Annotated in this window: 22 protein-coding genes; 10 read left to right on the forward strand and 12 right to left on the reverse strand. The window is 67.7% G+C overall.

Features of this window, described 5'->3' with window-relative positions; all coding sequences use genetic code 11:
* The first annotated feature begins 5 nt into the window (after positions 1–5).
* Positions 6–218, forward strand: a complete 213-nt coding sequence (locus tag ACFWAY_RS10730) for a hypothetical protein (RefSeq protein ID WP_378451442.1) — start codon at positions 6–8, stop codon at positions 216–218.
* Here the strand turns inward: ACFWAY_RS10730 and ACFWAY_RS10735 are convergent.
* Entirely contained in the window at positions 191–1,729 is a 1,539-nt protein-coding gene (locus ACFWAY_RS10735; protein ID WP_378510632.1) for an alkaline phosphatase D family protein, read from the reverse strand. The genes ACFWAY_RS10730 and ACFWAY_RS10735 overlap by 28 nt on opposite strands.
* Positions 1,730–1,817: 88 nt before the next feature.
* On the opposite strand from ACFWAY_RS10735, the gene ACFWAY_RS10740 reads away from it, so the two are divergent.
* Positions 1,818–2,354 (forward strand): methylated-DNA--[protein]-cysteine S-methyltransferase, encoded by a 537-nt coding sequence (locus ACFWAY_RS10740; protein ID WP_378510633.1) that lies wholly within the window; start codon positions 1,818–1,820, stop codon positions 2,352–2,354.
* Here the strand turns inward: ACFWAY_RS10740 and ACFWAY_RS10745 are convergent.
* Together ACFWAY_RS10745 and ACFWAY_RS10750 are read right to left on the reverse strand one after the other, a co-directional pair.
* Complete coding sequence (locus tag ACFWAY_RS10745; protein WP_378510634.1) at positions 2,290–2,721, reverse strand: racemase; 432 nt, start codon at positions 2,719–2,721, stop codon at positions 2,290–2,292. The genes ACFWAY_RS10740 and ACFWAY_RS10745 overlap by 65 nt on opposite strands.
* Before the next feature lie 85 nt (positions 2,722–2,806).
* Positions 2,807–4,096, reverse strand: a complete 1,290-nt coding sequence (locus ACFWAY_RS10750) for an adenylosuccinate synthase (protein ID WP_005260012.1) — start codon at positions 4,094–4,096, stop codon at positions 2,807–2,809.
* A gap of 218 nt (positions 4,097–4,314) precedes the next feature.
* Here ACFWAY_RS10750 and ACFWAY_RS10755 point away from each other — a divergent pair, with 218 nt between their 5' ends.
* Entirely contained in the window at positions 4,315–4,968 is a 654-nt protein-coding gene (locus ACFWAY_RS10755; protein WP_378510661.1) for a hypothetical protein, read from the forward strand.
* On the forward strand, positions 4,965–5,738 hold the full coding sequence (locus tag ACFWAY_RS10760; protein ID WP_378451446.1) for a site-2 protease family protein: 774 nt from the start codon (positions 4,965–4,967) through the stop codon (positions 5,736–5,738). Before ACFWAY_RS10755 ends, ACFWAY_RS10760 begins: the two co-directional genes overlap by 4 nt.
* Before the next feature lie 17 nt (positions 5,739–5,755).
* Here the strand turns inward: ACFWAY_RS10760 and ACFWAY_RS10765 are convergent, their stop codons facing one another.
* From ACFWAY_RS10765 to ACFWAY_RS10780, 4 genes are read right to left on the reverse strand one after another with little or no spacing between them, the layout of a single operon-like run.
* On the reverse strand, positions 5,756–6,259 hold the full coding sequence (locus ACFWAY_RS10765) for a winged helix-turn-helix transcriptional regulator (protein WP_378451447.1): 504 nt from the start codon (positions 6,257–6,259) through the stop codon (positions 5,756–5,758).
* Between the two features lie 41 nt (positions 6,260–6,300).
* Positions 6,301–6,573, reverse strand: a complete 273-nt coding sequence (locus ACFWAY_RS10770; RefSeq protein ID WP_378451448.1) for a DUF6510 family protein — start codon at positions 6,571–6,573, stop codon at positions 6,301–6,303.
* A 19-nt stretch (positions 6,574–6,592) separates the two neighbouring features.
* On the reverse strand, positions 6,593–7,360 hold the full coding sequence (locus ACFWAY_RS10775; RefSeq protein ID WP_378510635.1) for a ferredoxin reductase: 768 nt from the start codon (positions 7,358–7,360) through the stop codon (positions 6,593–6,595).
* Positions 7,350–7,949: a sulfite oxidase-like oxidoreductase gene (locus ACFWAY_RS10780; protein ID WP_378510636.1), complete on the reverse strand. Its 600-nt coding sequence runs from the start codon at positions 7,947–7,949 to the stop codon at positions 7,350–7,352. The genes ACFWAY_RS10775 and ACFWAY_RS10780 overlap by 11 nt, the downstream gene beginning before the upstream one ends.
* Before the next feature lie 108 nt (positions 7,950–8,057).
* Here ACFWAY_RS10780 and ACFWAY_RS10785 point away from each other — a divergent pair, with 108 nt between their 5' ends.
* Positions 8,058–9,464: an MFS transporter gene (locus tag ACFWAY_RS10785; RefSeq protein WP_378510637.1), complete on the forward strand. Its 1,407-nt coding sequence runs from the start codon at positions 8,058–8,060 to the stop codon at positions 9,462–9,464.
* Positions 9,465–9,494: 30 nt separating this feature from the next.
* Positions 9,495–10,664 (forward strand): thiolase family protein, encoded by a 1,170-nt coding sequence (locus tag ACFWAY_RS10790; RefSeq protein WP_378451452.1) that lies wholly within the window; start codon positions 9,495–9,497, stop codon positions 10,662–10,664.
* A 17-nt stretch (positions 10,665–10,681) separates the two neighbouring features.
* On the opposite strand, the gene ACFWAY_RS10795 is transcribed toward ACFWAY_RS10790, so the two are convergent.
* Positions 10,682–11,638, reverse strand: a complete 957-nt coding sequence (locus tag ACFWAY_RS10795) for a helix-turn-helix transcriptional regulator (protein ID WP_378510638.1) — start codon at positions 11,636–11,638, stop codon at positions 10,682–10,684.
* 63 nt (positions 11,639–11,701) lie between these two features.
* Between ACFWAY_RS10795 and ACFWAY_RS10800 the strand changes: the two genes are divergently transcribed.
* Positions 11,702–12,163, forward strand: coding sequence for a pyridoxamine 5'-phosphate oxidase family protein (locus tag ACFWAY_RS10800; RefSeq protein ID WP_378451454.1), 462 nt, complete (start codon positions 11,702–11,704; stop codon positions 12,161–12,163).
* Positions 12,164–12,429: 266 nt separating this feature from the next.
* Here ACFWAY_RS10800 and ACFWAY_RS10805 read toward each other — a convergent pair whose 3' ends face one another.
* The 3 genes from ACFWAY_RS10805 to ACFWAY_RS10815 form a co-directional block, all read right to left on the reverse strand.
* A complete protein-coding gene (locus ACFWAY_RS10805; protein WP_378451455.1) occupies positions 12,430–13,356 on the reverse strand; it encodes a cation diffusion facilitator family transporter in 927 nt (308 codons plus the stop codon).
* Between the two features lie 72 nt (positions 13,357–13,428).
* On the reverse strand, positions 13,429–14,496 hold the full coding sequence (locus ACFWAY_RS10810) for an aromatic acid exporter family protein (RefSeq protein ID WP_378510639.1): 1,068 nt from the start codon (positions 14,494–14,496) through the stop codon (positions 13,429–13,431).
* A 64-nt stretch (positions 14,497–14,560) separates the two neighbouring features.
* A complete protein-coding gene (locus ACFWAY_RS10815; protein ID WP_378451457.1) occupies positions 14,561–14,977 on the reverse strand; it encodes a DUF3151 domain-containing protein in 417 nt (138 codons plus the stop codon).
* A 138-nt stretch (positions 14,978–15,115) separates the two neighbouring features.
* Here ACFWAY_RS10815 and ACFWAY_RS10820 point away from each other — a divergent pair, with 138 nt between their 5' ends.
* Positions 15,116–16,252 (forward strand): transcriptional regulator, encoded by a 1,137-nt coding sequence (locus ACFWAY_RS10820; protein WP_378510640.1) that lies wholly within the window; start codon positions 15,116–15,118, stop codon positions 16,250–16,252.
* A 59-nt stretch (positions 16,253–16,311) separates the two neighbouring features.
* Here ACFWAY_RS10820 and fbaA read toward each other — a convergent pair whose 3' ends face one another.
* Entirely contained in the window at positions 16,312–17,346 is a 1,035-nt protein-coding gene (gene fbaA, locus ACFWAY_RS10825; protein WP_378451459.1) for a class II fructose-bisphosphate aldolase, read from the reverse strand.
* Between the two features lie 204 nt (positions 17,347–17,550).
* Here fbaA and ACFWAY_RS10830 point away from each other — a divergent pair, with 204 nt between their 5' ends.
* Complete coding sequence (locus ACFWAY_RS10830) at positions 17,551–18,282, forward strand: VTT domain-containing protein (RefSeq protein ID WP_378451460.1); 732 nt, start codon at positions 17,551–17,553, stop codon at positions 18,280–18,282.
* Positions 18,283–18,307: 25 nt separating this feature from the next.
* Positions 18,308–18,973, forward strand: a complete 666-nt coding sequence (locus ACFWAY_RS10835) for a DedA family protein (RefSeq protein ID WP_378451461.1) — start codon at positions 18,308–18,310, stop codon at positions 18,971–18,973.

Raw genomic sequence — 18,973 nt, forward strand, 5'->3', positions numbered from 1 at the left:
AATCCATGACGACACTGATCACCCTCGCGTGCATGGTTCTCCTGGCCGCAGCGGTCGCGCACTACGGCCCCAAAGAGGGAGGTAAGGGCGTGTTTCGCCTGGAGCAGTTCCGGATCGGCGCCCCGCTCGGCGGGATCTTTCCCGACCAGCCGAGCAGTCCAGAAGATCCAGACTGGCCCGCTCCGGGCGATCAGCGAGCGGGCGACGGCAGCAGCTGACTGAACAGCACCGTCCCGGCCGCGTCGAGGAGGTCCACCCGCAACTCCGACGTCTGCCCGTCGATGAACACCTCACCGAAGTGCTGGTATCCGTCGAGCGGCGACGAGTTGGGTGCGGGCGGCGCGTGCACGAACACGGCCTCGGGGCCGAACGTGGCGTCGAGGTCGTTGGGACCGAAGCCGCCCGCGTTGAGTGGACCGGAGACGAACTCCCAGAACTCGTCGAAATCCTTGTACGTGGCGAGGTCGGGCGAGTACCGGTGCGCGGCGGTGTAGTGCACGTCCGCGGTGAGCCACACCGTCCCGGTGATCCGCCCCGCCTTGATCGCCGACAGCACCTGGGCGATCTCGGATTCCCGGCCCGACGCCTGACCGGGTTCCCCGTTCGCGACGCCCTCGAACGCGGTGTCCCCGTCCGGGACCACCACCCCGAGCGGGAGGTCGTTGGCGATGATCTTCCATGTCGCCGTGGACGCACCGAGTTCCCGGATCAGCCAGTCCTTCTGGGCCGCACCGAGAATCTGCCCGGCCGCACCGGTGTTGACCCCGTTCGCGTCCTTGTAGGTGCGCATGTCGAGGACGAAGATGTCGAGCAGTGGACCGTACCCGATCTTGCGGTACACGCGACCGTCGACCGCGTCGGCCGGCTCGAGCGGCAGCCACTCGTGGTACGCCTGGAATGCCCTCTGCGCCAGCACGTCCACGTTCTTCTCCGTGTATGCGTCGAGGTCGAGGACCTCGCCGGGGTACCAGTTGTTGACGGTCTCGTGGTCGTCCCACTGAACGATCTGCGCCACAGAAGAATTGAACCTGCGGTAGTTGTGATCGGTGAGGTTGTACGCGTACTGGCCGCGGTACTGGTCCAACGTCTGCGCGACCGCGCTCTTCGGCTCGCTGACCGTGTTCCGCCACACGCGTCCGTCCGGCAGCGCGACGGACTCCTTCAGCGGGCCGTCGGCGTACACGACGTCGCCCGAGTGCAGGAACAGGTGCGGGTCGCGCGCGGCCATCGTGTCGAAGATCCGCATCCCGCCGACGTCCGGATTGATTCCGTATCCCTGACCCGCCGTGTCGCCGGACCACTGCAACCGGATGTCGCCTGCGGCGCTCGGAGCGGTGCGGAAGACACCCGTCACCGCCTCCGAGATGGCGCCGTCGTCACCTTCGAGAGTCACCCGGTAGTGCACCTGCTGCCCTGCGGGTAGTCCGGTCAGCCGCAGCCGTCCGGTGCCGTCCGTGTCCGGGATGAGCAGTCCCCCCTCGAATCGCGCCGGGTCGGTGAACGACTCGGTGGCCGAGATCTCCACGATCATCGTGGCCGGACGGTCGGACCTCGCCCAGACGAGCGCACCGTCGGCTCGCACGTCCCCGGCCGCGACACCGTGCGTCAGGGTGGGTCGTTCACGGACCAGCGCCGGACCCGCGCTGCCGGAATCGGAGCACGCGGCGGCGGGGACGGCCAGCAACCCGAGTGCGGTGGAGCGGAGCAGGGTACGGCGGGACAGATACACGGAACATCTCCTCGGTCGTCGAGCCTCGAGGATGTCCAACCGCGGTCAACGGAAGGTGAACGTCAGATGTGGCAGGCATACTGGATTGGTGATCACAGGAATCGCCCTGTTCGACACGGCCCTCGGCACCTGCGCCATCGCGTGGCGGGCCGCCGGGATCGTCGGCGTGCAATTGCCCGAAGGTTCACCCGAATCCACCCGGCAGCGTCTCGAACACTGCTTCCCGGATGCGGTGGAGCACCAGCCGCCGGCGCCGGTCCAGCGGGCCGTCGACGGAATACGCGAACACCTGGGCGGCGCACTCGACGATCTGCGGTGGATCGACCTCGACTTCGAGGGAGTCCCCGAATTCGACTGCAACGTCTACGACCTCACCCGCGCCATCGACCCGGGCACCACGCTCACCTACGGCGACATCGCGGCGGAACTCGGCAAGCCCGGGGCAGCGCAGGCCGTCGGTCAGGCCCTCGGCCGCAACCCACTGCCGATCGTGATCCCGTGCCATCGCGTCCTCGCCGCCGGCGGGCAGGTCGGCGGCTTCTCCGCCGGCGGCGGCACCCTCACCAAGCGCGAACTGCTGGCCCTCGAGCACACTCCGGGTTTCGACGACCCGGTGCTGTTCTGATCAGCGCCTGCGGGTCGCCCACGAGTTCGCGCGCCATCGCCGCGGCCGCCGCCATCCTGTCGCCGTCGGGAACCCGAAGGGTCCGGACCACCCGTTGATCCGCCCCGGTCACCCTGGCGCATCCCAGCACGAACGCCTGCCCACCGGCGACGATCGCCCGCTCCACTGCGTGAACGAACGCGTCGACCGTCGACCTCGGGTCACCTTCGAACACCCAGACCCCGAGATCCGTCGACACCACCGCCACGCACCTGCCGGCGTCCGACGTGTCGTGCCCGAATGCCTCCAGGACGGCGGCCGCTGCGTGGAAGCTGTCGTACCACCGGCCGGCCGGTGTCCGGGTACTCGCTTCGACAGTCCTGATCATCGGCTCGAATGTATCTCGGATCGCCGAATGTCGCATCGGTTCAATTCAACTGAACCGAGGTCACATTCGGCGACAATCGAGCGGACTACCGCACCACGTCGCGGCGGACGATGGTCTCGTCGCGGCCGGGGCCGACGCCGATGCAGGAGATGTACGCACCCGACAGTTCCTCGAGGCGCAGGACGTAGTTCTGCGCGTTCTTCGGGAGCTCCTCGAACGTCCGGGCGTGGGAGATGTCTTCCCACCAGCCGGGCATTTCCTCGTAGATCGGCTTCGCGTGATGAACGTCGGTCTGCGACATGGGCATCTCGTCGTACCGCACGCCGTCGACGTCGTAGCCGACGCAGATCGGGATGGTGTCGAGGCTGCTGAGCACGTCGAGCTTGGTGAGGAAGTAGTCGGTGATGCCGTTGACTCGCGTTGCGTAGCGGGCGATCACGGCGTCGAACCAGCCGGTGCGACGGGCACGGCCGGTGGTGACACCCACCTCGCCGCCGGTCTTGGCGAGGTATTCGCCGTTCTGGTCGAAGAGTTCGGTCGGGAACGGGCCCGAGCCGACGCGGGTGGTGTACGCCTTGAGGATGCCCAGCACCGTCGTGATCTTGGTGGGTCCGATACCCGAACCGACCGCTGCGCCACCGGACGTCGGGTTGGACGACGTCACGTACGGGTAGGTGCCGTGGTCGACGTCGAGGAGCGTGCCCTGTGAACCCTCCAGCAGCACCGTCTCGCCGCGCTCGAGTGCCTCGTTGAGCTGCAGGCGTGTGTCCGCGATGCGGTGCTTGAAACCGTCGGCCTGCTCGAGCACCTCGTCGACGACTTGCTGCGGGTCGAGGGCCTTGCGGTTGTAGATCTTGACGAGCACCTGGTTCTTGAACTCGAGTGCCGCCTCGACCTTCTGGGTGAGGATCTTCTCGTCCAGCACGTCCTGCACGCGGACGCCGACACGCGCGAGTTTGTCCTGGTAGCAGGGCCCGATACCGCGGCCGGTGGTGCCGATCTTCTTGGCCCCGAGGAAGCGTTCGGTGACCTTGTCGATGGCAACATGGTACGGCATGATCAGGTGCGCATCGGCCGAGAGCAGCAGGCGGCTGGTATCCACGCCCCGCTCGTCGAGTCCGGCGAGTTCGGTGAGCAGCACTCCCGGGTCCACCACGACACCGTTGCCGATGACGTTCGTGACGCCCGGAGTGAGGATTCCGGACGGAATGAGATGCAGAGCGAACTTGTCGCCGTTCGGAAGGACCACTGTGTGTCCGGCGTTGTTACCGCCCTGGTAGCGCACCACCCACTGCAGGCGTCCGCCCAGTAGATCGGTAGCTTTGCCCTTGCCCTCGTCGCCCCACTGGGCGCCGATCAGGACGATTGCCGGCATGACGTTGTCTCCTACGGTCGACGTACAGTCGTATCCGACTGCGTGGTCCTGCCGTTCGTAGGCAGTGGCCGGGGGAACAGTCTAGCCGAGGGCATGGAGAACAGACCCCACAGTACGGCTGGGGAGGCCATCTCGGGCGTGCCACTAGGATGATCCGAAAGGGAAGCTGCGGAAATCGCGGCGGGACATCCGGGCGAGGAGTGGCGTTGACCCCCGTAGTGCTCATTTGCGGCGACGCGCCGCTTCCCCTACCTCTGGGCTCCATTTCGACCTCGAGCGCACCTGCCGTCCCGGACAAGGACGACTTCGACGAGGTCTTCTCCAAACTTCAGGTCGTCGTGGATCCGCGACTGATCGTGGTGGGCAGCGACGCCGCCTTCGCGGCCACCCTGACCCGGTTGATGCGCACCGAACGCCTGCACATCGAGCTCGCGTACGTCGCGGAGCATCGTTCCGACGCGACGGAGGCTTACCACTTGTCCTCCGGCGCACGCGGTGCCCGCACCGCGCTGAAGGGGACGGCCAAGCCGGTCCCCCTCATCCGCGACGACGCGGGGATCGCGCTCGTCGGGTGCGCCACCGTCACGGGTCCGGACGGGGGCCCGCTCGTCGGTGAGGCCTACGTCGACGACACCCGGTTGTTCTCGGGGACGACGGCGAGCCTGAACGTCACTCCGACCCCACGGACGCCCGGTCTGCGGGCGTCGGTCGAACCTCGCAGGCGCTGGCTGCCCCGCCGCTGGGCCGAGGGGCGCGCCGTGCAGCTCGGGTCGCCCGCCGCGGCCCTCACCCGCGACGGCGTGCCCAATCCGCGCGAAGTCAAGCGTTCGACGTTCTACCGCCACGATCAAGAGTGGTTGCTGGTCAGATGAACCTGCCCAGGGCGCGGACCACGGCGGTCCGTCCCAGTCCGGTATTCCTTCTGGTCGTCGCTGTCGCGGTCGCCGGCGGTGTTCTCGCGTGGCGCGCCGAACTGGAGTCGGTCCTCGGGCACGTCGGGGTGTTCCTGCTGGTGGTCGCGGGATGGGTGGTGACGCTCTGTCTGCACGAGTTCGCGCACGCGTACACGGCGTGGCGGCACGGCGACACCGACGTCGAGGTTCGCGGCTACCTCACGCTCAACCCGTTGAAGTACAGCCACCCGATGCTGTCGATCGGTCTGCCGGTGCTGTTCATCGCGCTCGGCGGGATCGGGTTGCCCGGCGGCGCCGTGTACCTGCGCACCGGACTGTTCCCGCCGAAGGTGCAGGCGCGGGTGTCGCTCGCCGGACCCGCCGTGAATCTGGTGTCCGCGATCGTGCTCCTCGCGGTGATCCGCTGGTTCGGGCTGGGCGGCGACCACCGGGTGTTCTGGACGGGACTGAGTTTTCTCGCGTTCCTGCAGGTGATGGCCACCGTGCTCAATCTCCTGCCGGTCCCCGGCCTCGACGGGTATGGCGCGCTCGAGCCGTTCCTGTCGCCCCGCACCCGCAGATCCGTCGACCAGTTCAAGCCGTACGGACTGCTGATCCTCGTGGCGCTGCTGTTCGTGCCGTCGATCAACGTGGTGTTCTTCGACGTCATCTACCGGCTGTTCGAACTGTCCGGTGTGCCGGAGATCTACGCGCAGTACGGCAACCGTCTGATGCGCTTCTGGCTCTGACCCGTGAGTACTTGTACTCACGGGCGGGACCGGCGCGCGTCCTCTTCGGTGAAGTTGGGGGTCAGCCGCAGTTCCGCCAACGGCACCTCCCGGTCGGGACTGCGGACCTCGACGCGGACGGATTCGCCGGTCGCGTCGTCCCGCAATCCGATCGGCGGTCCGTGCTTGCCCTGGAGGTACTTGTCGCCCCACTGCATCAGCGCGAGCACGGCGGGCAGGAGGTCGCGCCCCTTCTCGGTGAGCACGTATTCGTAGCGGGTGCGCTGGCCGGGCTCTTTGTAGGGTTGCCGCTCGAACAGGCCCTCGGCCGTCAGTTCACGCAGTCGGGACGCCGCCACGGCCTCGGTGATGCCGACCCGTTTCGCGAAGTCGTCGAATCGCGTGGTGCCGTAGTAGGCCTCGCGCAGGATCAGGACGGCCGAACGCGTGCCGATCACGTCCATCGCCTTGCCGATGGAGCAGTGCGTCGCCCGCCAGGTGTCGCGATCCGCGAGAAAACCGTCCAACCGTGCCGCGTCCATACACCTCAGCATAGCTGACTTGCAGATTCCATAGTCAGCAGTTAGAGCTTCCAGGACAGGTGCGACAGGCCGCTGGCGTCGAGTTCGAGCCCACGCGGAGTCGACACCAGCCGCAGCAGCACCTCCTGACACCCTGGGCACCGCACGACGACACCGGGCGCACGCGTATAGACGTGCACGGCCGCCATCGGTCCGTCGAGACCGCAGAACCGGCACCGTCCGGTCGCCGCGGTGAGGTCGTGAACGAAGATCTCCGCGAACGGCCCGCCGAGAACGTTCCCGTCCTCGAAGTCGTTGCCCTGCAACGTACTCATCGACAATTCCTTCCTCCGGTCACGGCCCCGAAGGACCGAACCGCTCGGTCTTGATGTCGTCCGGCGAGTGCCCGAGCGACAGCAGCAGGCGAGCCGCCTCCTCGACGAATCCGGTGGGCCCGCACACGAAGCAGCGCGGCGCGAAGTCCGCCGGCCATCCCCACGCCGCGAGATCGGCGGCAGTGATCCGACCCGCCGGGCGCCGCGGCGAGTCCTCGCGGGTGTGGAGAACGAACGTCTCGACTCCCCCGTCGCCGCTCCCGGGCCTGTTCAGCTCGTCCGCGAACAATTCGTCGGCCTGCGTCCGGAGGGAGTACACGAGCCGGAACGGCGTGCGGTCGTGGCGGAACCGGCGCTCGCGAATCATCGACATCAGCGGCACGATCCCCGACCCACCCGCGACGAGAAGCACCGGCGCGCCGCCACCCTCGCGCGGCGACCACACGAACCAGCCACCGATCGGTCCGCGCACCTCGATCAGATTGCCCGCGGCGAACACGTCGGTCAGATACGGAGACACCTCGCCGTCCGCCACCCGCTGGACGACCAACTGCAGTCGCCACCCGTCCGGCGAACGCTCGGCCGGCGACGCCAGCGAGTAGCTCCGCTCGGTGGTATACCCGTCGGGACCGGTCAGGCGGAGATCGACGTGCTGCCCGGCGCGATGCCCAGGCCAGTCCGGGACCTCGAGGACCAGGGCCCGCGCACTCGCCGTCTCGGGCCACGACTCGACGAGTTCCGCCACTCGCCAGCTGAGCACGGCGCGGCCCACGAGTTCACTGGTCACCCTGGTACCTCTGCTCCCGCCACGGGTCTCCGCGATCGTGGTACCCGAGTTGTTCCCAGAATCCCGGGACGTCCTGGGTGACGAGCTGGATCGACCGAACCCACTTCGCGGACTTCCACAGGTAGAGATGGGGCACGAGCAGACGGGCCGGACCCCCGTGCACCGGCGCGAGAGGCGCGCCCTCGTAGGTGTGCGCGATCCACGCCTTGCCCCCGAGGACGTCGGAGACGGGAAGATTCGTGGTGTAGCCGCCGTCGCATCCGACGAGGACGAATCCCGCGGACGTCTCGACGTCCGCGAACAGGGTGTCGAGGGAGACGCCCTTCCACGAGGTTCCGAACTTCGACCATCGCGTGACGCAGTGGAGGTCGACCGTCGGCCGCTCCTGCGGGAGCTTCATGAATTCGGCCCACGACCACTCGTGGCGCCGGCCGGTCTCGTCGGTCACGGTCAGCGTCCATGTGTCGATCGGGACGCGGGGCGTCGGTCCTGCCGAGAGGACCGGGAAATCCCCTACCTCGTACTGCCCGGGCGGAAGAGAGTGCTCGCTGCGAGGTCTGCCGTGGAATCCGGGGGTCAGAACAGCCATGCCTCACGTTAGGACCGCCGCGGGGGTCTTCGCAGCGCAAACCGTCGATCCGAGGCGTCCGTCACACCTGACTTGCCTTCGCCATAGTCAGGTGTAAATTTGCTGACTATGGCCCTCAATAGTCAGGTGCGTCAGGAAGTGCGGCTCGGCCCGCTCCTCACCGTCCTCTCCGGCGCGTCGTTCGTCGCCAGCCTCGATCTGTTCGTCGTCAACGTCGCGTTCGGCGACATCGCGGCGAGCTACCCCGGCTACAGCCTCGGCGACCTCAGCTGGGTGCTGGGCGGCTACGCGATCGTGTTCGCCGCACTCCTGGTTCCGCTCGGACGCTGGGCCGACCGCGTGGGCCGCCGACGCGGATTCCTTCTCGGGCTGGCGCTGTTCACCGCCGCCAGCGCGGCATGCGCGCTGAGCCCCTCGCTGTGGCTGCTCGTCGCCTTCCGGCTGCTCCAGGCCGTCGGTGCGGCGGCCCTGACCCCCGCCAGCCTTGGACTGCTGATCAGCATGGTCCCCGAGGCCACACGTGCGGGTGCGGTCCGGATCTGGGCCGCGTCGGGCGCCGCGGCCGCGGCCTTCGGGCCCGTGGTGGGTGGCCTGCTCGTCGAGGCGTCGTGGCGCTGGGCCTTCCTGATCAACGTCCCCATCGGTATCGCTTTCCTGATCGCCACCGTCCGGTTGGTCCCCGACTTCCGCCCGACCGCCCGCGACACAGACCTCGACCTGTCCGGAGCTGCCCTGCTGACCGTCGGCATCGGTGCCCTCGCACTCGGACTGGTCCAGGGACCCGACTGGGGATGGGACGACCCCCGAATCGCGCTCGCGTTCACCGTCGCTGCCGCGTCCGCCGCACTGTTCTGGTGGAGCAACAGCCGGCAGCGCGAGCCGCTCATCGAACCCGCCATGCTGAAGGTGCGCACGTTCGCCTGGTCGAACGTGACCGCGCTCGCGTTCAGTGCCGCCTTCGCGGCCGGTCTGCTCGCGAACATCCTGTGGCTGCAGCAGGTGTGGGGCTACTCCGCGCTGCTGACAGGTCTCGCGATCGCGCCGGGCCCGTTGATGGTGCCGGTGTTCGCCGTGGTCGGCCAGTTCCTGTCCCGCAGCTTCTCCGCTGGAGCGCTCACCGCGGCGGGCAGCGCCCTGTGGGCGGCGGGCGCCGTGCTCGTTCTCTCGTCCGTCGGGATGGAACCGCACTACGCGTCGGAACTGCTGCCCGGCTGGATGATCGCCGGTGTCGGGGTCGGCCTGGCGTTGCCGACGATCCTGTCGTCCGCCACCGCCGGACTACCGCAGTCGCGCTCGGCCACCGGTAGCGCCGTCGTCACCATGAGCCGTCAGGTCGGAACCGTACTGGGTGTGAGCATGCTGGTCGCCATCCTCGGTACGACCGCCGGTTACGAAGACACCCACTCCGCGTTCCAACTCGCTTGGTCGGCGGTGGCCGCGGTGGCCGTCGTCGCCGCACTCACCGCCGCAGGTATGAACCCACCCCGTGAGTACTTGTCAACCGCCCGCGGTTGACAAGTACTCACAGCACCGAAAGGAATCGCCATGAGAGACGCCGTCATCGTCGAGGCCGTCCGCACGCCGATCGGTAAGGGCAAGCCCTCGGGCACCTTACACGGAGTGCACCCCGTCGACCTTCTCGCCCACAGCCTGTCGACCCTCGTCGAGCGCACGGGAATCGATCCCGCACTGATCGACGACGTCATCGGCGGCACCGTCACCCAGGTCGGGGACCAGAGCCAGAACATCACCCGCAGTGCGCTTCTGGCGGCAGGATTCCCCGAATCCGTACCCGGCACGACCGTCGACCGGCAGTGCGGCAGCAGCCAGCAGGCCGTCCACTTCGCCGCGCAGGGCGTGATGTCGGGCGCGTACGACATCGTCGTCGCCGCCGGTGTCGAATCGATGGGCCGAGTTCCGATGGGGTCCAGCAGCATCGGACGCGAATCGATGGGTGTGGGCTTCGAGCGCCGCTACCCCGACGGCCTCGTCCCGCAGGGCATCAGCGCCGAACTCATCGCCGCCCGGTGGGGACTTTCCCGCACCCAGCTGGACGAGTTCGCCCTGCGCAGTCACCAGAAGGCCGCGGCGGCAACGAGTGCCGGGAACTTCGCGAAGGAACTCGCCGTCCTGCCGGAGCTGAGTGTGGACGAGGCCATCCGGCCGGACACGACACTGGACGCTCTCGGCGGCCTGCGACCGGCCTTCCGCAGCGACTTCTACGGGGAGCGGTTCCCGCAGATCGACTGGTCGATCACCGCAGGCAACAGCAGTCCCCTGTCGGACGGAAGTGCGGCGCTCATGATCACTACGAGTGAGATCGCGGGACGCCTGGGCCTGCGGCCACTGGCCCGGCTCCACAGCTTCTCCGTTGTCGGCGACGACCCGCTGATGATGCTCACCGCGGTCATTCCCGCGACACGCAAGGTGCTGCAGCGCAGCGGCCTCGACATCTCCGACATCGACCTGTTCGAGGTGAACGAGGCGTTCGCGTCGGTGGTCCTGGCCTGGGCGGCAGACACCGGAGCCGACCTGGACCGCGTCAACGTGCACGGCGGCGCGATCGCGCTCGGACATCCGCTGGGGGCCAGCGGTGCCCGGCTCATGACCACGCTGGTGAACGCAATGGAGCAGCGCGGGGCCCGGTTCGGGCTGCAGACCATGTGCGAGGCCGGCGGACTGGCCAATGCCACGGTGCTCGAACGCCTGGTGTGACGCGGCAGTGGTCCACCTCAGCCGTTCCGGCGGGCGATCGCTTCTCCCACCCCACGCAGCGATTCGCGCAGCGAGTGCGGTCGGAGCACTTCGACTCCCCCGCCGAGAACGGTCAACTGGTCGAGCGCCACGTCCTCGGCCTCGAGTAACAGGTCGACGGTCACCCAGCCGTCGTCGTCCGGCGGTCCGGGTTCGACGCGGGCGGCCTCGACACCGACCACCCGGGGCAAGCGGCGCCACGACGCGGGCGAGAGCCGCACCCGGCACCGGAAACGCAGGAGTGCACGATCGAATTCGGCCACCGACGCCGTCCACCACGCACCCAGATCGAAGTTGTCGGGGCGCACCGCCGGCTGCTTCAGCACGGTCGCGTCACTGATCCGCGACACCCGATACGACAGCGTCCGTCCGCGATGCTGCGCAACGAGATACCAGACACCGGCCTTCGCCACCAGCCCCAGAGGATCGAGAGTTCGTGCCGCCGAACGGCTCCCCTTGCTGTAACGGATGCCGAGGCGCCGACCTTCGAGCACCGCGGACGCCACCACCGGAAGATCACCGTTGTCGCGTGGCCCGTCGAACCAGCCGGGAGCGTCGACGTAGAGCCGATCCCGCCACAGCTGAGCCCCGGCGCGCAGCGGGACCGGCAACGCCCCCAACAACTTCGACTGCGCAGCCGCCGTGACGTCGCGAAGACCGAGATCGTCGGCGATCGACGGGACGCCGAGCAACATCAACGCGGACGTCTCCTCGCCCGTCATGCCGCCGAGCTTCGACTGCCAGCCGTCGAGCAACCGGATTCCGCCCCCGGGTCCACTCTCCGTCCACAACGGCACACCGGCCGCCGACAACGCCGTGACGTCGCGATACACGGTGCGGACCGAGACCCCGAGTTCGTCCGCGAGTTGCTGCGCGGTGGCCCCGCGACTGCCCTCCAGACGGAGCATCACCTCGACGAGCCGACTCGAACGCATTCTCCGATTCTAGTGAAAATCCCTGACAGTAGATGTCAGGGATAGGAGAGCACACTGGTCGGCATGACCAACTGGACGCAATTCGAGACAGAAGCCCCCGACCTCGCCAAGGCTGTCGCCGCACGCTTCGAGGCGCACAAGCACCACGTGCTGGCGACGCTCCGCAAGGACGGTTCTCCGAGGGTGAGCGGTACCGAGGTCGAGTTCTACGAAGGCGCGTTACTGCTCGGCTCGATGGTCGGCGCACGCAAAGTGCAAGACCTCCAACGCGATCCGCGATTCTCTCTCCACAGCAACCCCGGTCACCACACGATGGAGGGCGGCGACGCCAAGATCAGCGGCCGCGCGGAGGAGATCCTCGGGGAGCGGAAACAGCAGATCGTCGACCACTATCCCGACGAGATCCCCGAGGCGGACGTCTTCGAACTCGGCCTCGACGAGGTGGTGCTCACCACCGTCGACGGCGACCACCTGTACGTCGATCTGTGGCGACCGGGTGCGGATGTCACCCGGTTCACCAAGTGACGGTCGCTGGGTGACGGCGAATCCGAAGCCGAGAGTGCAGGCTGCAGCGCCCTTCGGCCCGTCGGGGTCGTAGGTTCCGCCGGGAATCAGGTGTCCGGTGAAGCCGGGCAGTTCTCGTTCGACACCGTCACCGTTCGTCAAAGGCCCGGATGTGCCGAGTGTCGGCGCCTGACCGATGTTGAGATAGGTCACCTGCGCGGCGATCGTCGCACCCCGGGGAGCGTTGAAATCCCACTCGACCAGACCGGACGAAACAGACAGGGTTCCTACCAGGTGACGTTCTCGGCGCAGTGGCGTCCGTTGGCAGTGGATTCCACCTGCACTGTCGCGTGCGAGAGCCGGTGGCTCTCGAGAACGGTCCGCGCCGATTCGAGGACGACGGACGAGTCGGCGTCCGTGGTGAGGTGGACGGTGGCCACGTCCATTCCCGTCGTGAGCGTCCACACGTGAAGGTCGTGGACTCCGGTGACCCCGGGCAGCGCTTCGAGGTCGGCCTGCACCGATTCGACATCGACGTCCTCGGGAGACGCCTGCGTGAGGATGCGCAGTGACGCGGCGGCAAGTTTCATCGCCCGCGGCACCACCCACAGCGAGATGAGGACACCGACGATGATGTCGGCGTAGGTCCAGTCGAACGCCAGCACCACGCCTCCGGCGATGAGCACGCCGACGCTGCCGACGGCGTCCGCGAGCACTTCGAGGTACGCGCCGCGGACGGCCAGGCTGTCCTTGGAATCGGCGCGCAGCATCAGCATCACCACGAGGTTCGCGGCCAGACCGACGGATGCGGTGAGGATCAGCGCCATGCCGGGAAGGTCGGGGGCGTCGCCGATGCGGGAGATCGCCTCGTAGAACACCCAGACCGCGACGGCGAGCAGCATCGCGGCGTTGGCCATGGCCGTGAGCACTTCGGCGCGGTGCCAGCCGAAGGTCCGGGCCGCGGTGGTACTGCCCTTGCGTGCCAGGAGAAGTGCGACGAGCCCCATCGACATTCCGACGACGTCGGTCAGCATGTGCCCGGCGTCGGCGAGCAGCGACAGCGAGTTGACGGTCAGGCCGACGACGACCTCGAGAACCAAGAACGCGAGGAGGATGACGAGAGCAATCACCATGCGGCGGATCCGCCCCCGTGACGGGCCTACCTCACCGCTGCCTTGCGTGTGGCCGTGCGAATGGCCGTGACCGACTCCCATAGGTGAGTCTCCTCCCGAGTTGTGCCGATCATATGCGTACATGCGCATATGTTCAACAGCGTGCTCGAGCGGTCAGAGCTCGGGACGATACGCGGGCTTCTCCACGGTCGGCGGAAGGGTGGCAATGGCCGAGATGCGTTTCAGCCCTGCGACCTGCAGAAGGTCGACGGTCAGAGAACGGATCTGCGCGAAGACGACTGTGGCCGACAAGCCCGCGTTCTCCACCAGTTCCGGTTTCAATCCGGACGCCACCGAACGCAACACCCGCGCCGCCTCGGCCTGGTCGGGTTGCTGACCGGGGTCCGCGAGCGCCATCTGCCGGAGGGTTTCCAAGGCGTGGGCGAGTTTCTCCACCTGGTCGACGAGCCGTGGATTGAGAATCTCGTCGTCGCGCACCAGCGTCAGCGAACGCCGCGCGAGAACCCGGATGTTGCGCAACGCATTGTCTAGTGGGTCCGCGGCCGCGGTGAGTCGTTCGAGCCGGCCGCGGGTGTTCCAGTACAGCGGCGAGATTCGGCTGATCTCGCGGCCGCCCGCGAGGTGGGTCCGCAGCGTGTCGATGGACGCCTGCGTTGCCCGCGCCTTCTGCAGCGCCTCCTCGATGGGCTTGTCGTCGTTGGCCACCAAACCGTCGGCCACCAGCTGCATCACCTCGGACGCCGTCCCGAGAACGTTCGCGGCGTACTTCCGCGCCCGCCCCACGGGATGCGTGGGAATCAGCGCGACGACGGCGATCCCCACCAGACCACCGGTCATGGCATCCACCATGCGGTCGATACCCGCGGTGCCGCCGGGCGGCAGCAACGTCGCCACGAGCACCGCGGAGTTACCCGCCTGCATCGAGAAGATCGGTCCACTGTTCAGCAGTACCGCCGCGGACATCGCCAGCACCACGACGAGAGTGATCTGCCAGGTACCGCTCCCGATGACGGAGACGATGAGGTCACCGACCCCGATCCCGATCGTGACACCGGCCACCAACTCGACGGAACGGCGCAGGCGGGCGCCGAGAGAGAGCCCCAGCGACACCACCGCGGCGATCGGCGCGAAGAACGGCGTCGGGTGACCGATCACCACCGTCGCCACCCACCAGGCGGCGCCGGCCGCGATCGCGCACTGCAGGATCGGCAGTGCCGACACCCGCAGCCGCTGGACCGAAGTCCTCAGCCCGTCCCGGCCACGGATTTTCGCCGAGCTGAGGGCGTTAACCGACGCCAAGCGCTTCGGCAGCTCGGGGATCGCAGTCCTCGAGCAGATCGAGGCACCGCGCGTACTCGTCCGTTTCGCCGATCGCCTTCGCCGCCTTCGCCAGCACGGCGACGCACCGGAGGAAACCCCGGTTGGGTTCGTGGCTGTACGGAACCGGGCCGAAACCCTTCCAGCCGTTGCGACGCAACTGGTCCAGTCCACGGTGGTACCCGGTGCGCGCGTAGGCGTACGCCGCGATGGTCTCGCCGGCCTGGAGGGCCGCCTCGGCCAGGTAGGCCCATGCGATGGATGCGGTGGGATGGGCGGCTGCGACGGAAGCCGGATCCTCGTGGTTCAACAGGGCCGACTCGGCCTCGTCGTCCCCGGGGAGCAGCGTGGGCTGTGGTCCGAGAAGGTCACCGAAAGACGTCATGCGCCTATTGTGCCCCCGCCGCGGCGCCGTCACTGCGTCGGCCCGCGTCCGCGACGCGCCCTGTCGCGGTCTCCGATGACGCACGATGTCGTTAGGCTGCCCCCAACGTTCATTTCTCTGCAGACCGAGGGGCAGCGCGTGCAGGACCCGAAGAAAGACGAATCGACTCAGAAGCCGGCCGCGGACACACCGTCCGGCCCGGCAGCGGCCGGCACCACCGCCGGCACGGGCACCGGCGGCGCCGACGCGACCGCGAAGCCTGCGAAGACCGCGCAGCCCGCTGCGGATGCAGAGCCCGCCGCACCGAAGTCGCCCGAGCCGAAGCCCCCGCAGAAGAAGGCCCCCGAGCGGGCGGCAGAGAAGAAGGCCGACGAGCCACAGCCCGAACTGCCCAAGCCTCCGGCACCACGCCCACGAGCCGAGACACCTCGAGCCGGCGCGGACTCTGCCACGAAACCCACGGACAAGGCATCCGAAGCGGCCACCACGGCGATCCCGACGCAGACGAGCGTGCCGGCGTCGGGGGACCCCGCGACGGTGAAGATGCACCGCGCACCCACCACGCAGAACCCGAAGGTGCAGGGGCAGGCGAACCCGCCGTCGGACGAGACGGTCGCAATCCCGGTGACGAGGCCCGCGGTTCCGGCGACGCCGCCACCGCCCCGACCTGCTGCGGCTGCTGCCCGGGCGAACCAGCCTCAGAACGCCCGGCCCGTGCCCCCGCCGCCCGCTCCCCCGCGGCCGGCGCCCACACCTCCGAAGGCCGCACCGCAGCGGGTTCTGCCGCCCCAGCAGAGCGCGCCGCAGCGCGTCGCCGCGGCGCAGCAGCCCGCGAAGAGGCACGGCAAGGCGTGGCTGTTCGCCGCGATCGCCGCCGGTGTCATCGTCGTCGCCGCGATCGCGGTCGCCGGCGTGGTGGTCTACAACAACAACCAGGCCGAGAACTCACCCGAGGCCCAGGTGCAGGGAACGATCGACACGTTCGTGGCGGCACTCACCCAGGGCGATCTGGCGACGCTGCGCACCAGCACCTGCGGAAGCCTCGCCGAGTACTACCAGGGCATCTCGGATCAGGATTTCGCCGAGGTCCACCAGGTCGCCGTGACGCAGCAGAACATTCCGGTGGTCGGCGGCGTCGACGCCGTGCAGATCACCGGCGACACCGCCATCGCCCAGGTCAAGGCCCACACGGCCGCCAACCCCGGCGAGCAGTCGTGGCGCACGTTCAACCTCGAGAAGGTCGACGGCACCTGGAAGATCTGCGACCCCCGATAAACGACTGTGCGCCTTTCCGGTAGCGGCAGCTACCGGAAAGGCGCACGAGCGCGAAGCGCCTATCCGGAGACGGAACGTCCCGCGGACTTGAGATCGTTGCAGGCTTCGATGACGCGGGCCGTCATGCCGGCCTCCGCCTTCTTGAGGTAGCCGCGCGGGTCGTAGAACTTCTTGTTGCCGACCTCGCCGTCGACCTTCAGGACGCCGTCGTAGTTCGCGAACATGTGGCCCACGATCGGGCGGGTGAACGCGTACTGGGTGTCGGTGTCGACGTTCATCTTGACGACGCCGTAGTTCAGCGCAGCCTCGATCTCCGACTTCAGCGAGCCCGATCCGCCGTGGAAGACGAAGTCGAACGGCTGCGAGCTCTCGGACAGCCCCAGCTTGGCGGCGGCGACCTTCTGGCCGGTCTCGAGCACCTCGGGACGCAGCTTCACGTTGCCCGGCTTGTAGACGCCGTGCACGTTGCCGAACGTGGCGGCCAGCAGGTACTTGCCGTTCTCGCCGGTGCCGAGCGCGTCGACGGTCTTCTCGAAGTCCTCGGGCGAGGTGTAGAGCTTGTCGTTGATCTCCGCTTCCACGCCGTCCTCTTCACCACCGACGACGCCGATCTCGACCTCGAGGATGATGTTGGCGGCCTTCGCCTTCGCGAGGAGCTCCCGGGCGATCTCCAGGTTCTCGTCGATCGGGACAGCCGAACCGTCCCACATGTGGGACTGGAACAGCGGGTTGCGGCCGGCCTCGACGCGCTGCCGCGAGATCTCGAGCAGCGGGCGGACGAACGTGTCGAGCTTGTCCTTGGGGCAGTGGTCGGTGTGCAGGGCGATCGTGACGTCGTACTTCGCGGCGATCACGTGCGCGAACTCGGCGAGTGCGACCGCGCCTGTCACCATGTCCTTGACGCCCAGGCCCGAACCGAACTCGGCGCCACCGGTCGAGAACTGGATGATGCCGTCACTGCCGGCGTCCGCGAAGCCCTTGATGGCGGCGTTGATGGTTTCGGAAGAAGTGCAGTTGATGGCGGGGAAGGCAAAGGAGTGCTCCTTGGCCCGACCAAGCATCTCGGCGTAGACCTCGGGAGTCGCGATTGGCACGGCGGCAGTCCTCCATAAAGAGTCGATTTCGGCGCGCGCGATCAGCGCAGCGCGCGATGTGGTCCTAGCAGTATGGCAATACCGGTAGCGTACGTCTCCCGGTGGCTGTCGCGGCACCCCGTTTCGGCGGGTCCGCGACCCGGCCGAAACTCCATGACCTGCACCATTCCGACAGTCGGGGAATACGCCGGTACGCTGAGGGCCGTGATTGTGCAGGCAGCATCGGATTCCGTGACCAACCTCGCGTTGTTGCCGGGATTCCTAGACCCGGTGAACCTCCTCAACTCCTTCGGCACCTGGGTGCTCGTCGGACTCCTCGCGGTCGTCTTCATCGAGTCGGGATTGCTGTTCCCCCTGCTCCCCGGCGACTCGCTCCTCTTCACCGCAGGCCTGATCGCGGCGTCGAAGTCGACGGAGATCGAACCGTTCGCCCCCATCGGGGTGCTGCTGATTCTGATCCCGATCGCCGCCATCCTCGGCGACCAGGTGGGCTTCTTCATCGGCAGCAAGGGCGGAACCGCCCTGTTCAAGTCCGACGACGCACGATTCTTCAAGAAGAAATACATCGACGAGTCGCACGCGTTCTTCGAGAAGCACGGCCCGATCACGATCATCCTGGCCCGGTTCGTTCCGATCGTGCGCACGTTTGCGCCGGTCGTCGCGGGTGCGTCGCGGATGAAGTACTCGCTGTTCCTCACGTACAACATCGTGGGCGGCGTCCTGTGGGGCGCCGGCGTCACGCTGCTCGGCTACCTGCTCGGTCAGATCGAGTTCATCCGCGACAATGTCGACGTCATCTTCCTGCTGATCGTCTTCGTGTCCGTCCTGCCGATCGTCATCGAGGTGGGCAAGCGCATCCTGAAGTCCCGTCAGAACGATGACGCGACGGCCGAGGACGCGCAACCTGTCACCACCCCCACCGATCCGACTTCCTGAAATCGATCGGGGTAACGCACTGACGATGGTCATCACGGCATCAGGCAGCTTCGGGCCTCTCGTCTCGGCCGGTCCAGCGCTGGTCTGGGTCGTCGTCCTCGCGTTCGTGTTCATCGAGTGCGCCGTGATCCTGGGCCTGTTCCTGCCCGGCGACTCGATGCTGATCACCGCCGGAATCGTGCTGGCCAACCATGCGTCCGGCGCGGGCCATGTGTGGGCGCTGTCGGTCGGGGCGATGATCGCCGCCATCTGCGGAAACCAGGTGGGGTACGTCATCGGTCACCGCACCGGCAACCGCATCCACGCCCGCAAGGGCGGGAAGTATCTCAACTACGCCAACCTCCACAAGGTGAATGTCCTGCTGGAGAAGCACGGCTTCTGGGCAGTTCTCGTCGCCCGCTGGATTCCGTGGATCCGCACCCTGTGCCCGCTGGTCGCCGGTGCGGCCAAGATGAACCACACCAAATACACGATCGCCAGCACCATCGGCGCCATCTTCTGGGCGCCCGTACTGCTGCTCATCGGCTTCTACTTCGGCTCGTTCCTCGACCGGGTGTCGTGGCTGATGCCGGCGGTGCTCGCCGGGATGGTCACACTGCTGGTGATCGGCACGGCCCTCGGGGTGTGGCACTACCGGCAGGAGATGGCGCGGCCACCCGAAGATGTGGCCGTCGAAGAAGTACTGGACTAG

The sequence above is a fragment of the Rhodococcus sp. NPDC059968 genome (genome assembly GCF_042738615.1).
Lineage (GTDB): Bacteria > Actinomycetota > Actinomycetes > Mycobacteriales > Mycobacteriaceae > Rhodococcus_F.